Source organism: Pseudarthrobacter sp. W1I19 (assembly GCF_030817835.1).
In the GTDB taxonomy this organism is placed as follows: Bacteria; Actinomycetota; Actinomycetes; order Actinomycetales; family Micrococcaceae; genus Arthrobacter.
On the sequence record NZ_JAUSZR010000001.1, the window covers coordinates 4,625,288 to 4,639,792 of the forward strand.

The window sequence follows — 14,505 nt, forward strand, 5'->3', positions numbered from 1 at the left end:
GCAGGAAGCGAAACTAAAGTGGCCGGGACTGGCATCCGCAAGGATGCAGTCCCGGCCACTTCCGTGTCTACCGCCATAGGCCAGCGGGCGACGGGCTCACTAAGCCAAGGGCCCGGCCCGCAAGACAGAGGCCCCGCCGCTACGCGCCCCAGGCAATGCGGGTCCTGCCGAAGCTTAGTCTTCCAGCAGCTCGATGAACTCCCGGGCCTGCTTCATGGAAATGTCCGAATGCCGGGTGAGCGCCGTGGCGGCGGCCTCGGTGTCGCCGCTGCGGGCCAGCGTGCGGATCCTGCCGTAGATTTCGTCGTTGAGCATGTTGCTGCTGACCTCGCGGGTCACATCGCCTTTACTGGCGATGGCCCGGTAGCGGTAGGGGAACCGCTGAGGCTCGTCCTCATCGTCATCTTCCGCGGCCGCCGGGGACGCCTCAGGACCCCTATAGGGCTGCGGGTGGGCTGCCAGCGCACCCACCGCGTCGCGGGACGCCCGCAGGCCCTCTCCCGTGGCCTCGTAGTACAACTTGATCGCAGCCATCGCCTGCCCCTGGGCAATCAGGGCATAAAGCCTGCGGTGTTCCTCTTCCGAAAGCTTGGCGGCGGCGGTGCGCGCCAGTTCGGCGGGAGTGGGGGCAGGCCCGGACGGCACAGCGCTGCGGGCAGCCTTCCGCCGGCCGAGGGCTCGGACGGCCAGTGTTCCGCCGGCAACCACTGCCAGGAGGATAAGGACCGGGGCCACAAGCGATTCCATGTCTAACGCCGTTCTATGTGCTTCCTGGCAGCAGCCAGGTCCGATGATGCCTGGCTGTTCTGGCTGGGCCTGGTGATCCGCTCGAGTTGGGCCCGGGCAGCCGTGGCAGCCTGGACTTGGGCAGCGTAGTGCTGAGCCGAGCGTTCTGCCAGGTCACGCTGGTATTTTTCGGCGTCCGATATTCCCGAGTCGCGCGGCCTCAGGGCCGTAATAAGGCCCCAAATGAGCGCCACCAGTACGATCGCAGGCAACAGGACCAGCAGTAGTTCGCCCATGCATAGAGCTTATGCCAGATCCGGGTTATCCACAGCAATATTCGCCTCGGCGCATGAAGGGCGGGTGGCAGCACGGAGCTGGCGTCCCGAAGGGAATATGAGGGCTGCCACACAGCACCCGCACGGTCTCTAAGATGTCGTGCGGGTGTTGCACCGGGCACCTCCGGGCGACACGCGCTGTGGATTAAATTCCACAGAAGAAATATTTACTCCACACGCAGCAAAGAACGTTTTCGCAGGCCAGAGCCCTCTCGCTGCCAAAACTTTTTTTGTTTCCACAGGTTTCCCCACAGGCTGTGCACAAGCTATGCCCGGTAGTGCACAGGTTATCCACACCCTTCAACGCATTCTGGCTTTGAGGCTGGACTCCTGGCGGCTAGCGTAGCGGGGTACCTGTTCTTCGGCCCCCGGACGGCTTATGGGAGGGCCATTTGGTGCTGCTGGACAGAACCGCTGATCCACCCGGCACTGTCCGTTGTGGAAAACCTGTGGATAGTGGGGATAACTCCTGCTGACAGTCACGCGAAGGCTGTCTGGGCAGGATTGTCAGAGCCCACGGGTAGACCTGGACAGGTGGCGGAGCGGGGTTTCCCCGCAATGCGTTAGCAGGATTGATCGTCACCGGGCACCTGGTTCCCGGTGTACACAACGGAGGACGGCAGCTTTGTCTATAGCGCATCTGGACCCGGTCGAGGCCACCCGAGGATCGGACACGAGCCGGAAACCTCCACAGGATATCGCCGCGGAGCAGTCTGTCCTCGGCGGCATGATGCTGTCCAAGGACGCCATCGCGGACGTCGTGGAGATCCTCCGCGGCCAAGACTTCTACCGCCCGGCACACGAAACCATCTACGAGGCCATCATCGACCTCTATGGCCGCGGTGAACCGGCCGATGCTGTCACCGTCTCCGATGAGCTCACCAAGCGTGCCGAGATCAACCGGATCGGCGGGCCCGCCTACCTCCATGAGCTGATCCAGACCGTTCCCACCGCAGCGAACGCCGGCTACTACGCCGAGATTGTGGCCGAGCGCGCCGTCCTGCGCCGGCTCGTTAATGCCGGTACCAAGATCGTCCAGCTGGGCTACGGCTCTGACGGCGAGGTGGAGGACCTGGTCAACCAGGCCCAGGCCGAGGTCTACGCCGTGGCCGAGCGCCGCACCGCCGAGGACTACGTGGTGCTCAAGGACGTGATGGAGTCCACTGTGGACGAGATTGAGGCGTCCGGCCACCGCGGTGAAGGCATGACCGGTGTGCCCACAGGCTTTTTTGAACTGGATGAGCTCACCCACGGGCTGCACCCCGGACAGATGATCGTTATCGCCGCCCGCCCGGCCGTCGGCAAGTCAACCTTCGCCCTGGACTTCGCCCGGTCCGCGGCAATCAAGAACAACCTGGCCACCGTGATGTTCTCGCTCGAAATGGGCCGGAACGAGATTGCCATGCGCCTGCTCTCCGCCGAGGCAACCATCGGCCTGCAGGACCTCCGCAAAGGAACCATCAAGGACGAACAGTGGTCCAAGATCGCCACCACCATGGGCCGGATGAACGATGCGCCGCTGTTCATCGACGACAGCCCCAACATGTCCCTGATGGAAATACGGGCCAAGTGCCGCCGGCTCAAGCAGCAGCACGATCTCAAGCTTGTGATCCTCGACTACCTGCAGCTGATGAGCTCCGGCAAGAAAGTGGAGTCGCGCCAGCAGGAAGTCTCCGAGTTCTCCCGTGCGCTGAAGCTGCTCGCTAAAGAGCTCCAGGTCCCCGTCATCGCGCTGTCCCAGCTGAACCGTGGGTCCGAGCAGCGCTCGGACAAGCGGCCCATGGTGTCGGACCTCCGTGAATCGGGCTCCATCGAGCAGGATGCCGACATGGTGATCCTGCTCCACCGCGAGGACGTCTACGACAAAGAATCACCGCGCGCCGGTGAAGCGGACATCCTGGTGGCCAAGCACCGTAACGGCCCCACCAAGGACATCGTGGTTGCGTTCCAGGGCCACTACTCCCGCTTTGCCAACATGGCGGCCGACGCCGGCGGCGGCGGCTTCTAAACGCCACCCCGGGTTGGGTCCTTGTCGCCTCAGCCCTGGGCCAGCAGGTGGTTTGGCAGCCGGTTCCCCGGCGCCCGGCCCCGGATTTCCAGCAGCTCCCGCGCGTGCGCGTGGAGCCTCCTGTCCTCGTCGCTGACCGGCACCCAGGCGGGTACAGGCACTGAGTTGCCGTCGGCGTCGCGCGCCACCATCACGGTGAGGCAGTACGTGGTGAGGTTCATTTCGCGGCTCTTGGGGTCGCCGGAGCGGACGTGGACTGCGATGTGCATGCCCTTGGTTCCGGTGTACACCAGCCGGGCCTCCACCTCTACCACATGGCCGATCAGGAGCGGACGGTAGAACCGGACGCCGCCGGAGAACACCGCCACGGTATCCATCCCGCAGTAGCGGGAGGCGCAGACGTAAGCGGCCTCATCGATCCACTTCATCACGATGCCGCCATGGACCTTTCCGCCCCAGTTCACGTCCGTGGGAGCGGCCATAAACCGCAGGGTCACCCGCTCCGCCGTACCCGCATCCGTATATTCCTGCCGGTTCATGGCTTCCACGATTTGCTCGCGGATCTTGATCCGGGCCAGCGCATGGTCCCGCTGCTCAATTTCTTCTGCCGTGACGGGCTCAAACTGCTTGACCGGGATCGGTTTTCCGTCTTCCCCCACGGCAACAAAAATCACCATGCACTGGCTGCGCATGGTGGCCGGGCCCCCCTTCGGGTCCCCAGAGGAGACTACGGTGCGGATATGCATGGAGGACCGCCCGGTGTACACAATGGTGGCTTCAACCTCCACCATGTCCCCGCTGTTGACCGGATCCGCGAAATGGATATTTCCCACGTAGGCGGTGACGCAGTAGGACTTGGCCCAGCCCACAGCGGCAGCATAGGCCGCCTTGTCCACCCACTCCAGGACGGTTCCCGCATCCACCGAGCCGCTGTGGCCAACGTCCATGGGGGCGGCCAGGAAGCGGAGGGTCACGGAGTTGGCAGTGCCGGCGTCAGTCATGGTGCGATCATACTGACGCAGCCGGTTACCGGCCGGTTGGAACGGCTGGGCGGCAGGGCGGGCAGCTGTACCAGCGTTAAACACAGCTGGCCCGTCCGCTGGAAGGCGGGCGGGCCAGCTCATGCTGGATAAGGCTAGCCGGCGCGGGTGTAGACGATGTCCGGCTGCGCAGGAAGCTCCATGTCCTTACCGATGAAGAAGCCGGGGTGCGGCGGCTGGTTGTAGGCGATGTTCTCGCGTGCAACGGAAAGCCGGTACGCCGGATCGTGCATCAGCGTCCGGAGCCGGACGTCAGTGGACGCGGTGGTGGTGTAGATCCGCAACTCAGTGCTGTCGGCCGACGGCCACGCGAGTTCCTCCCGCCAGTCACCCAGGAGGTCTGCCTGGATGGCAGGCGTGCCCTTGGTGCTGTTGTTGGACTTGGCGCCGGTGGCCGTCAACAGCCTGTCACTGGATTCCGTCTCCCAGTTCCACTTGGCAATGCTGGGCGTCCCTGTACTGGTGGCAGCATTCCAGTCATGGTCCACAATTTCGCGGAGCACGTCGCCGTCCCACCAGGCCAGGAAGTTGGCTGCCGGGATCTTGTTGGCTATCAGCTGCCCCTTGGCGGAGCGCAGTTCACCAACAGGCGAGTTCCAGGCGGCGTCGCCCCCAATCGCCCAGCCTTCGGCACCAGCGTAGCGCGGATCGATGTCGCCGGCGGCCGCGCGGCCGGTGTCCTTGGTGGCGGGGATGCTCCAGAGCACCTCGCCGGTCCGTGAATCCCGGAACGTGGCGCCCCTGTTGCCGCTTGAACCCATATCCTCGTGGGCGGCAAACGTCTCCAGTCCCGGCCGGGACGGGTCCAGGTCGCTGGTGTGGATGGCGTCGCCGTGGCCCAGGCCGGTGGTGTACAGCGGCTTGCCGTTGTCATCGATGGTCATGGAACCGAAGACAAACTCGTCCTTGCCATCGGCGTCCACATCCACCACGGACAGGTTGTGGTTGCCCTGGCTCCGGTACTGGGCGCCGGAGATGTCCGAATCGAAGACCCAGCGCTTGGTGATCTTGCCGCCCACCAGGTCGTAGGTGGCCAGTACGGCGCGGGTGTAGTAGCCGCGGCTGAACATCATGGACGGGCGTTCACCATCCAGGTAGGCCACCGCGCCCAGAAAGCGGTCCACACGGTTTCCGTACGTATCACCCCAGGCCCCCACGTCACCGCGGGGCGGATCATAGGCAACGGTGTCCATCACGGTGCCGCTGGCCCCGTGGAACACGGTCAAGTACTCCGGTCCAGTGAGCACGTATCCGCTGCTGTTGCGGTAGTCGGCGCTGGGGTTGCCGATCGCTGTGCCGGCGGCGTCACGCGTGCCGTCGGCCGTCTTCATCGCAACTTCGGCCTTGCCGTCGCCGTCGAAGTCGTAGGCGAGCAACTGGGTGTAGTGGGCGCCGGCACGAATGTTCGGGCCCATGTTGATGCGCCAGAGCTTGGTTCCGTCCATCCTGTAGGCATCCACATAGACGGTGCCGGTGTAGCCTGCCTGCGAGTTGTCCTTGGAGTTGGACGGGGACCACATTTGCAGGACTTCGTACGTGCCGTCACCGTCCAGGTCTGCCACGCTCGAGTCGCCGGCGGAGTAGCTGTACGGCTGGCCGTCCTTGGTGTAGTCATCGGCAGGCTTGTCCAGCTTGATGGCAAGGTAGTCCCGGGCCAGCGGCGTGAACTCCGCGGTGAGCTGGTCCCCGCCGTTGCCCACGGATTTGATGACGTACCTGGAGGACGCCGTTCCGGTCGGATCGAGGAACGTGGTGCTGTTGCGGATCGGCTCATCGGTGAGCTGGACGCCGTCGCGGATCACATGGAAGCCGATCTGCTCCGGGTCAAGGCCCAGCATCCGCCAGCCCACCCGGACCCCTTCGCCGGTCAGCAACGCAAGGGGGGCGCGGTCCAGCTTCTCCATCTGGCGGTTCACCACGGTGACCTTTTCAGTCCCCACCACCGGGGACGGCGCGGATTCGCCGCCCCTATTCACGGTGGTGACGCGGTAGTAGTACTTGATGGTGGTCAGGACTGTGTAGTCCGTGTAATTGACCTCGCTGGCACGGCCCACGTACTCAAAAGGACCGTCGGGGGAGGTGGACCGGTAGACCTGGTAGGCCGCAGCGCCGGAAACCTTCTGCCACTTGAGCGTGACACTGGTCTTCTCGACTGCCTTGACGTCCACTTTCGCTGGGGCTGCCGGGACGGGAGTGCCGGGGTCCACCAAGGCGGTCTCCACCGTATTGGAGGGCACCGATTCCAGCCCGGTGTTGTCCAGCGCGGTGACGAAGTACTTGTACTTCAGTCCGGCGAACGCCGTGGTGTCCTGGAAGGCCGCGGTGGTGACGTTCTCCGCAATCAGCCGGGGTTCGGCGTCGAACGAGGCCTGGCGGAACACCTTGTAGCTGGCGGCATCCGCCACCGCATCCCAGGCGAGGTCAACGGTGGGTGGTTCTGCCGCGGCATCGACGGCAGCCGTGTGCAGGTTGGTGGGGCCCACCAGCAGTGGGGTGACCTCCAGGCCGTTAAGCCGCTGCCCGGAGCCGCTGATGGCGAGGTTCAGCTGTCCGTCCGAGACCAGGACCTGGTTGATGATTTTTGTTGCTGACGACGCCCTGCTTGAGGACACCTGTCCGAAGGAGGTTCCTTCTGCAGCGACGTCGGTGCGGGTGGAGCCGATCCAGTCGCTGTGGTAGGTCTTCAGGGCGTAGGTGCCGTTGGGGACGTCCAGCTGGAATTCGAAACTGGAACCACTAAGGACGAAGTCGCGCAGCAGGTTGCTTGTCACGGCGCCGCGGTCCCGGTCGCTGAGCACCGAGATGTCCTTGAAGCCGAAGCCGCGCTGGGCCGTGTAGCCCATGGTCCGGTTGACCTCGGTGTAGCCGGGTTCAACAGGCGCTCCCACAGGCCCGAAGTCGAACTTGTACTTGGCCTGTTTGGTGGTCACCGTGAGGGTGTCGCTGGGCTCGGAGAGGCCCTTGCCGTTCATCGCGGCCACCCGGACGTTGTAGGCAGTCCCTTCGGTCAGTCCGGAGAGGTTGACCGTGGGGACGGTGGAGGTGGTGGTGAGCTTGTAGGCGCTGTCCGGTTCGGAGGCCAGCTTGCGGTACACCTTGTAGATGTCCGCGCCGTCCACCGGCTGCCACTTGAGGAGTGCCCCGGCGTTGGAGACACTGCCGGCCACCAGGCCCTGCGGCTTGGCTGGAACGGACGACGGCGGAGCGATTTCCTTGACGCGTGCGGCCAGCGGAACGCTGAGCTGCTTCACTCCGCCTGCCACGAGGCGGGCGATCTGGATGGCGCCGTATTCCTGAAAGTGGGTGTTGTCCACGGTGCCGGTGGGCCGGTTGGGGTAGATGCCCGCATCGACGTGGAGGAAGACCGACTTGGTGTCCTCCGGGCCGATGGCGTCGTAATAGGCGCGGCTCGAGGCGGACAGATCCACCAGGGCCACGTTTTCCTCGGCGGCGAGTTCCTGCATCTTGGCCACGTACTCGGGGAAGCTGACGTTGAACTTTCCGGTGGCTTCGTCATAGTCCCGGCGGCCCACGGGGGTGACCAGGACGGGTGTTGCGCCCCGCTGCCGCGCGCCGTTCACGTACGTGCGGAGGTATTCCTTGTAGTCGGCGGGGGAGGCATAACGGTCATCCACGCCGATAGTGGCATCATTGTGGCCGAACTGGACCATCAGGTAGTCGCCGGGGTTGATGACCCGCAGGATCTCGTCCAGCCGGCCCTGGCTGATGAAGTTTTTGGAGCTGCGGCCGCCGATGGCATGGTTCTTGAACGAGACCTTTTCATCGAAGTAGCGCTCGATCATCTGGCCCCATCCGGCCTGGGGAGCGAAACCGGGATCATAGGTCTGCACCGTTGAGTCGCCGGCGAGGTAGACGCCCGGGTCCGTGGTGGCGGTGCGCGGAGCACGGGCGGCGATGACCAGCGAATTGATCTTGGCCGCGGTGCCGCTGAAATCGAGGTTGAGCTGGCCGTCAACCAGCGAAATGGGGAATTCCATTTCCAGGTACTGGCCGGCGGGCTTGTCTGTTGCCTGCACCTTCGCCATGGCCTCGGCGGTGATGGCGATGTTCGTGGCCTCCGTGGCGTCGCCGGCAATGAGCTTGACCGTGTAGTCGCCGTTGGGCAGGTCCACCAGGAAGGTGCTGCCCTGTGCCTGCACGAAGTCGGAGCGCAGCGCATCCCCCGTGTCTCGGTCCGCGCCGGAGGTGACCGCGGTGTCGGTGAAGCCGAACTTCGTGGCCGGCGAGTACTGGGTGCCGGCGGCAACAGCCGTGTAGCCGTCCGCTGTGGCACCGGGACCGAAATCGAACTTAAATCCGCTTCCCACCGGGGGCAGCGCGGTATCCGCCTGGACTGCGGGGAGACCGGTGAAGGCGATGGCAGCTGAGGCCACGGCGGCTGTCACGGCTTTTGCGGCGGTGGGGATCCGGCGGCCCCGGGGTGGAGGTGGTTGCTGGGATTGTGGGGCTACTTGCGGGGATTTGTTCACGGACATCTCCTTCGATGAGCGGTGGCAAAGCGGTACCCAGGAAGGTTGGAACGATTCAAAACCGCAATGCACCGACGATGGCGCATTACGGGCTTGAGGGTTTCCGAGTGAAGATTCGAAGTAACTGAGACCTGGGATAGTGATGCAACTCTCGTTGCAGCAGTTATTGGTTTATCGGCCTGCGACGGACTCTGGCAAGCGTTTTCCCAACTTTCCCGTGACTTTATGGTGGGACATGTTCTGCTTTGTTCCCAAGCGCTTGCATTGCCGGCAGTGCCTCACCCGCTTAAACGCTCGACGGCGGACGGGCACCAGGGTGCCCATCCGCCGTCGGGCGGTTTCCGGCTGACAGCTGTCAGAAGCCGGGGGAACTGGGGGTTAGGCCAGGATGGCCAGTTTCGAGTTGCTGCGGCCAAAGAGCGCGCGGTCAACGGACAGGCGGCCGGCGCCGGTCAGCGCCAGGGCGAACGCGGCCGCCGCCAGGAGCAGGACCAGTTCGTATCCACCGTTGGCGGCAAATACTCCGGCGGCAGCGTGGACCATAAACAGGGCGCCCAACATGTCCAGGACCAGGAGTGCTGCCACCACGCGGGTGAGGATGCCGAGGATCAGGGCGATGCCGCCGGCCAGTTCCAGCACGGCAATGGCGGGCGCGACTGCTTCTGCTGCGGGAACGCCCATCTTGGCGAAGGAGGCCTGCGTGCCGGCGATGGTCCACTCGTTGAACTTCTGCCAACCGTGCGCTGCGAAGAGGAAGCCCAGGATGATCCGAAGGGCAGTGATTGCGGTTGTTGTAAGTCGTGACTGGTTCATGGGCATTAACTCTCCCCGGAACTTGGTTGAAGTGTCAACTAATATCGTCATAATGTGGGCTTTGTCATGCCGGCGTGGACACAGCCGGACCCCCGATTAGGCTGGCAAGGTGCCCCACTTACCCGCGCCGGCGCCGGCCGCCCCGCCGAAAGGACATACCCGCCAGATCCTTCGGCTGGCGGTTCCCGCCTTTGGCGCCCTCGTTGCCGAACCCCTCTTCCTGCTCGCGGATTCGGCGATTGTGGGCCACCTGGGCGTGGCCGAGCTCGCCGGCGTCGGGCTGGCAACGGCAGTGCTGCACACCGCCGTCGGCCTGATGGTCTTTTTGGCCTACTCCACCACCCCTGCGGTGGCCCGCGCCATGGGGGACGGGCAGCCCGGCAAGGCCCTGGCAGCCGGGCGCGACGGCGTCTGGCTGGCACTGCTGCTGGGTGCTGTCCTGGCCGTGGCCGGGTTCGCGGCAGCCGATCCGCTGATCGGCCTGCTGGGCGCGGGCGGCGAGGTGCGTTCCTTCGCCGTTGATTACCTCCGCTGGTCCATGCCCGGACTGGTGGCCATGCTGCTCATCTTCGCGGGCACCGGACTTCTTCGTGGCCTCCAGGACACCCGGACGCCCCTGGTGGTGGCCACGGCCGGTTTTGGCCTGAATATCGTCCTGAACCTGTGGCTGGTGTACGGGCTGGGCTGGTCCGTCACGGGTTCCGCCATGGGCACCAGCGTGGCCCAGTGGGCCATGGCCGCGGTCTACCTGGTGATGGTGAAGCGCAACGCCGCGGCGCACGGCGTGAGCCTGCTGCCCAGCTGGAGCGGTATCAGGAGCATGACGCGTGTCGGATCGTGGCTGATGCTGCGCACGCTCAGCCTGCGCATTGCCATCCTGGCCACCGTCCTTGTGGTCACTGCGCAGGGAGCCGTGAACCTGGCGGCCCACCAGCTGGCCATGACCATCTTCTCCTTCCTGGCCTTCGCCCTGGATGCTCTCGCCATTGCTGCCCAGGCATTGATCGGCAAGGAGCTGGGAGCCTCCAACCCGCGCATGGCCCGGCTGCTGACGGCCACCATGACCCGATGGGGACTTGGTTTCGGGGTGGTGACGGGGGCACTGCTGGCGGTTGCGGCGCCTTGGGCTGGCGCACTTTTTACGTCCGACCCGCAGGTTCAGTCAGCCCTTGCCGTTGCTTTGTGGGTACTCGCAGCGGGCCAGCCGATCGCGGGATATGTCTTTGTGCTTGATGGGGTGCTGATCGGTGCCGGCGACGCCAAATACCTGGCGTTGGCCGGTGTGGTGAACCTGGCCGTGTACGTGCCGCTGCTGATTGCGGTGGCACTCTCGCACACTGCGGGCGCGCCGGGACTTGGCTGGTTGTGGGCCGCCTTCGCGCTGGGTTACATGGCTGCCCGTGCCATCACTCTTGGCGTCCGTGCGCGTTCAGACCGCTGGATGGTGCTGGGTTCGCCCTAGCGCGGACCGCCACTAAACTGGACCGGTGACCCAACCGAAAACCCCCGCAGGTACCGCTCCCGGAACGGCTCCCAGGGTTGACCTGTGGAAGCCGGTCCTCCTCCGTTCCGCAGCTGCACTGGTGTTCGGCGCTGTCACTATTTTCTGGGCGGCCCCGTCCATAGAGGTTATGGGCTGGTCCGGCGGGCTCTACCTGCTGGCCACGGGCGTCCTGCTGGTCTGGGGTATCCGGGCATCGGGGTTTCCGCGGGAGAGCGCCCCGGACAAACTGCTTTCCGCTGCCGGATCCGTGCTTGCCGGCGCAGGCGTGGCGCTGCTTCTGCTGCACGGGGACCTGCTCTTTGGCGCCATCGCTGCCCTTGGATTGGCTGTGGCCGGAGCGATTGAGCTGTTGTGTGGCCTGAAATTCCGCGGCAGGCACGTGCTGGCCCGCGACTGGATTGCCTCGGGCATCATCGGCCTGGGCACCGCAGCCATCCTGCCCTTCTTCATCAGCCTGGGCGCCCATGCGCTGCTCGGCGTGGCTGGCGGCGGTGCCATCATCTCCGGCGTGCTGTGGGCGCTGGCAGGGCTGAGCATCCGGCACGATGCCCGCAGCGCGGCAGGAACGCCGTAAACTAGGAAGTGTCCGGTTCTACTGCTCGTAGAAAATTGGTCCGGACGCACCACCGCACTATGCAAAACCAGGCCGGCCGGCACGCCGCCTGCAGGGAGGAATCACCGTGGCAGACCAGCAACCAGGACATCCGCGCAAGGTGCGGACCTCGGTGAAGGGCCCGCTGATGTTCTCCGCATTCTGGGCCGTCGTGGCCTTTTTGGCAGTGGTGATCTTCGCTTCCGGCGGCAGCGCGCGCGTCCCCCGTTTCGACCTGGCTTTCACCGCAGCCGGTATCGCCTTCATTGTCACTCTGGTGATCGCGGCGATGCTCTCCATGAGCCACAAGGAGAACGCCGAACACCTGGGCAAGGGCTCGGGTGTAAACCTCAGTTCGGCCCCCAAGCCGTCCCACGGCTTCGGCGGTCCGGGCCCGCAGGGTCCTGTCTCCTCTCCCGATGATTTGGAGAACCCCGGCGACCGCTGAGCGCCCCTGGCCAGGCATCATCGCAGGGTGGGCGCCGTCATTAGGCGGAGCTGCCCTTAGGCAGACGCAGCCTGCCGGGCCCGGTAGGCGGCCACATGCGCCCGGTTGGCGCAGTTTCCCGTATCGCAGTACCGCCTGGACCGGTTCCTGCTGAGGTCCAGCACGGCAGCATCGCAGTCCTCGGCCTCGCAGATGCGCATCCGGTCCATCTCTTTGCCGCGGATCACGTCTGCTAACGCCATGGCGGCTTCCGTGCTCATCCTGTGCACGAGCGGGGCTTCAGGGGTGGTCGCGTGGAGGTGCCAGTCCCAGTCATCGTGCTTGACCAGCTGCGGCAGTGCGCTGGCGTCCCGCAGCAGCCGGTTGACTGTCTCGACGGCGGATCCTTCGTCCGCTGTCCACAGCGCCGCGAGCTGTTGGCGAAGCTGGTGCACGCTGGCCAGTTCGCTGTGGTCCCGGGTGCGGGAACCGGTGAAGCCCTCCGCTGCCAGGAAGCGGTCCAGATCTGCAGTGGACGCCAGTCCCTCACTTCCGTTGGCAGCCGAATTGATCAGATTGACCACCGTGCGCAGGGCCACCTCAGTGTCAGGGGCAAAAACCATCTTGACTCCTTACAGTGCTGTCCCGTACTGTCATGACCATCACCCTACTTTACTCCTGACAGGAGGCGACGATGCCTGCCGCACCCAGCCGCACCCCGAAGCTTGGGGCGCAGGCCAGCAAACGCAACTTCCTCGCATCCGGCGTGGGCATTGCGCTGTTCTCGTCCGCCGTCTTCGGCACCTCCGGATCCTTTGCCAAGGCCTTACTGGAAACGGGATGGTCCCCGGGCGCGGCGGTCACTGCGCGGCTCACTGGCGCGGCCCTGATCCTCGCCGTCCCGGCGGTTTTCGCCCTCCGCGGCCGCTGGCACCAACTCCGGACCAACTGGGTAACCATCCTGCTGTTCGGGCTGATCGGCGTTGCGGCGTGCCAACTGTTCTACTTCAACGCCGTGGCGAGGCTGTCGGTGGGGGTTGCCTTGCTGCTGGAATACCTGGCACCGGTCATCATCGTGCTCTGGCTCTGGGCGGCCAGCCGGAAGCGGCCCCGGATTCTGACTTTCGGGGGAACCCTGCTGTCGCTCGCCGGCCTGGTCCTGGTCCTTGATCTCACCGGCGCGGTCAAGATCGACGTCGTGGGTGTCCTTTGGGGCGTGGCCGCGGCGGTTTGCCTCGCCATCTACTTCTTTATTACCGCTAAAGAGAACGACTCGCTTCCGCCGATCGTCCTCGCCTCCGGTGGACTGCTGGTGGGGGCAGCCGTGATGTGGCTCTCGGCAGCCACGGGTCTGCTGCCCATGACGTTCAGCACGGCGGACACCCTACTGGGTCCCTGGGTCACGCCATGGTGGATATCGCTGGCCGGGCTGATCATCCTGGCCACCGTGCTGGCGTACGTTTCCGGGATTATGGCGGCGCGGGCGCTGGGCTCCAAGGTGGCGTCCTTCGTATCGCTTACCGAAGTCCTTTTCGCCGTGATCTGGGCATGGCTGCTGCTGGGCGAACTTCCCTCCGCCATCCAGCTCCTGGGCGGCGCGCTGATCGTGGGTGGCGTCATCCTGGTCCGGCTCGACGAACTGCGCGCACCGGTTGCCGGGCCAGCGGCTGGAGCCATGGCGGCACCTAAGGCGGTGTCGCCACTGGAGCACGCGAACGACGTCGAGCCTGTTCCTTAGTGGAGGCTGTTCCTTAAAGACGAGGGCCCGAACACCTTGCGGTGTCCGGGCCCGTCCGGGCGTTTTCCCGTGGAAGGCGTTAGTTCTGCGAAGCCTGGGTCTGCTGCTCGGCGTTCTGCTTTGCCCGGTTGCCGGCATCCCTGAGAGCCTCTGAGATCTGCTTCAGCTTCGAGGTGTGCTCGCCGCGCCACTGCTCCTTGAACCTGTCCGCGTCCGGTCCCTCCCACTGGGTATTGTCCAGTGCGGTGTTGAGGCGATTCCGCTGCGAATCGATTTCGCTCGCACCCGCCTCAAGCTTGCCGCCGAGCTCGCGAAGCTGGTCAACGTCTGCACCCCAAATAGCCATGAGTTTTCTCCTTGTAAATCGTGGATCCGAACCAGGTCGGCGTCCCCAGCGGCCCCCCGGCTTCTCCGGAAGATCCAATGCCTCAAACCTATCCCGGCCCCCAAAACAGTGTCGATGGGCACCCCTGCCCATGCCGTACTCCCCATGGACGGGAGTTTCACCAATGTTTGTGGAGGGGTCGATCCTTGGCGATCCAGAGCCTAGCATGGCCGTATGTGCCGGAATATCAGAACCCTCCACAACTTCGAACCCCACGCCACGTCTGAGGAAGTGCATGCCGCGGCGCTTCAGTACGTGCGTAAGGTCAGCGGCAGCACCAAGCCGTCCAAGGCCAACCAGGAGGCCTTCGAGGAGGCAGTCCACGAGATCGCCCACATCACCCAGCACCTCCTGGATTCCCTGGTCTCCCAGGCGCCGCCCAAGGACCGGGATGCCGAGGCCGCGAAGGCACGGGCCCGGGCGGCTGTGCGCTACGGCGCTGCCTGA

The 14,505-nt window shown here is 65.0% G+C and carries 13 protein-coding genes; 6 read left to right on the top strand and 7 right to left on the bottom strand.

Annotation, left to right across the window (positions count from 1 at the left end):
• Positions 1–174 precede the first annotated feature (174 nt).
• Together QF038_RS21395 and QF038_RS21400 are read right to left on the bottom strand one after the other, a co-directional pair.
• On the bottom strand, positions 175–747 hold the full coding sequence (locus tag QF038_RS21395; protein WP_307613113.1) for a hypothetical protein: 573 nt from the start codon (positions 745–747) through the stop codon (positions 175–177).
• 2 nt (positions 748–749) lie between these two features.
• The gene (locus QF038_RS21400) at positions 750–1,022 is read right to left on the bottom strand and encodes a hypothetical protein (protein WP_307613115.1); all 273 of its coding nucleotides are present in this window, start codon (positions 1,020–1,022) and stop codon (positions 750–752) included.
• Between the two features lie 664 nt (positions 1,023–1,686).
• Here QF038_RS21400 and dnaB point away from each other — a divergent pair.
• A complete protein-coding gene (dnaB, locus tag QF038_RS21405) occupies positions 1,687–3,069 on the top strand; it encodes a replicative DNA helicase (RefSeq protein WP_307613117.1) in 1,383 nt (460 codons plus the stop codon).
• Between the two features lie 29 nt (positions 3,070–3,098).
• On the opposite strand, the gene QF038_RS21410 is transcribed toward dnaB, so the two are convergent.
• From QF038_RS21410 to QF038_RS21420, 3 genes are all read right to left on the bottom strand, one after another.
• Positions 3,099–4,070, bottom strand: a complete 972-nt coding sequence (locus tag QF038_RS21410; RefSeq protein WP_307613119.1) for an acyl-CoA thioesterase — start codon at positions 4,068–4,070, stop codon at positions 3,099–3,101.
• A 134-nt stretch (positions 4,071–4,204) separates the two neighbouring features.
• Positions 4,205–8,599 (bottom strand): SGNH/GDSL hydrolase family protein, encoded by a 4,395-nt coding sequence (locus tag QF038_RS21415; RefSeq protein WP_307613121.1) that lies wholly within the window; start codon positions 8,597–8,599, stop codon positions 4,205–4,207.
• A gap of 378 nt (positions 8,600–8,977) precedes the next feature.
• Complete coding sequence (locus QF038_RS21420) at positions 8,978–9,412, bottom strand: DoxX family protein (protein WP_307613123.1); 435 nt, start codon at positions 9,410–9,412, stop codon at positions 8,978–8,980.
• Positions 9,413–9,521: 109 nt separating this feature from the next.
• Between QF038_RS21420 and QF038_RS21425 the strand changes: the two genes are divergently transcribed.
• The 3 genes from QF038_RS21425 to QF038_RS21435 all read left to right on the top strand — a co-directional run bounded on the left by QF038_RS21425 (position 9,522) and on the right by QF038_RS21435 (position 11,956).
• The gene (locus tag QF038_RS21425; RefSeq protein ID WP_307613125.1) at positions 9,522–10,874 is read left to right on the top strand and encodes an MATE family efflux transporter; all 1,353 of its coding nucleotides are present in this window, start codon (positions 9,522–9,524) and stop codon (positions 10,872–10,874) included.
• Positions 10,875–10,899: 25 nt separating this feature from the next.
• A complete protein-coding gene (locus tag QF038_RS21430; RefSeq protein ID WP_307613127.1) occupies positions 10,900–11,490 on the top strand; it encodes a hypothetical protein in 591 nt (196 codons plus the stop codon).
• A gap of 106 nt (positions 11,491–11,596) precedes the next feature.
• On the top strand, positions 11,597–11,956 hold the full coding sequence (locus tag QF038_RS21435) for a hypothetical protein (protein WP_307613130.1): 360 nt from the start codon (positions 11,597–11,599) through the stop codon (positions 11,954–11,956).
• Between the two features lie 56 nt (positions 11,957–12,012).
• Here QF038_RS21435 and QF038_RS21440 read toward each other — a convergent pair whose 3' ends face one another.
• A complete protein-coding gene (locus QF038_RS21440; protein ID WP_307613132.1) occupies positions 12,013–12,558 on the bottom strand; it encodes an ABATE domain-containing protein in 546 nt (181 codons plus the stop codon).
• A 71-nt stretch (positions 12,559–12,629) separates the two neighbouring features.
• On the opposite strand from QF038_RS21440, the gene QF038_RS21445 reads away from it, so the two are divergent.
• Positions 12,630–13,673 (top strand): DMT family transporter, encoded by a 1,044-nt coding sequence (locus tag QF038_RS21445; protein WP_307613134.1) that lies wholly within the window; start codon positions 12,630–12,632, stop codon positions 13,671–13,673.
• A 79-nt stretch (positions 13,674–13,752) separates the two neighbouring features.
• Here the strand turns inward: QF038_RS21445 and QF038_RS21450 are convergent, their stop codons facing one another.
• Positions 13,753–14,019, bottom strand: coding sequence for a WXG100 family type VII secretion target (locus tag QF038_RS21450; RefSeq protein WP_307613136.1), 267 nt, complete (start codon positions 14,017–14,019; stop codon positions 13,753–13,755).
• Positions 14,020–14,232: 213 nt separating this feature from the next.
• On the opposite strand from QF038_RS21450, the gene QF038_RS21455 reads away from it, so the two are divergent.
• Complete coding sequence (locus tag QF038_RS21455) at positions 14,233–14,505, top strand: DUF2277 domain-containing protein (protein WP_091419467.1); 273 nt, start codon at positions 14,233–14,235, stop codon at positions 14,503–14,505.

Bases quoted from the DNA above. Each gene is read 5' to 3' on its own strand.
- QF038_RS21395 (WP_307613113.1), bottom strand. From the start codon at position 747: ATGGAATCGCTTGTGGCCCCGGTCCTTATCCTCCTGGCAGTGGTTGCC.
- QF038_RS21400 (WP_307613115.1), bottom strand. From the start codon at position 1,022: ATGGGCGAACTACTGCTGGTCCTGTTGCCTGCGATCGTACTGGTGGCG.
- QF038_RS21410 (WP_307613119.1), bottom strand. From the start codon at position 4,070: ATGACTGACGCCGGCACTGCCAACTCCGTGACCCTCCGCTTCCTGGCC.
- QF038_RS21420 (WP_307613123.1), bottom strand. From the start codon at position 9,412: ATGAACCAGTCACGACTTACAACAACCGCAATCACTGCCCTTCGGATC.
- QF038_RS21440 (WP_307613132.1), bottom strand. From the start codon at position 12,558: ATGGTTTTTGCCCCTGACACTGAGGTGGCCCTGCGCACGGTGGTCAAT.
- QF038_RS21445 (WP_307613134.1), top strand. From the start codon at position 12,630: ATGCCTGCCGCACCCAGCCGCACCCCGAAGCTTGGGGCGCAGGCCAGC.
- QF038_RS21450 (WP_307613136.1), bottom strand. From the start codon at position 14,019: ATGGCTATTTGGGGTGCAGACGTTGACCAGCTTCGCGAGCTCGGCGGC.
- QF038_RS21455 (WP_091419467.1), top strand. From the start codon at position 14,233: ATGTGCCGGAATATCAGAACCCTCCACAACTTCGAACCCCACGCCACG.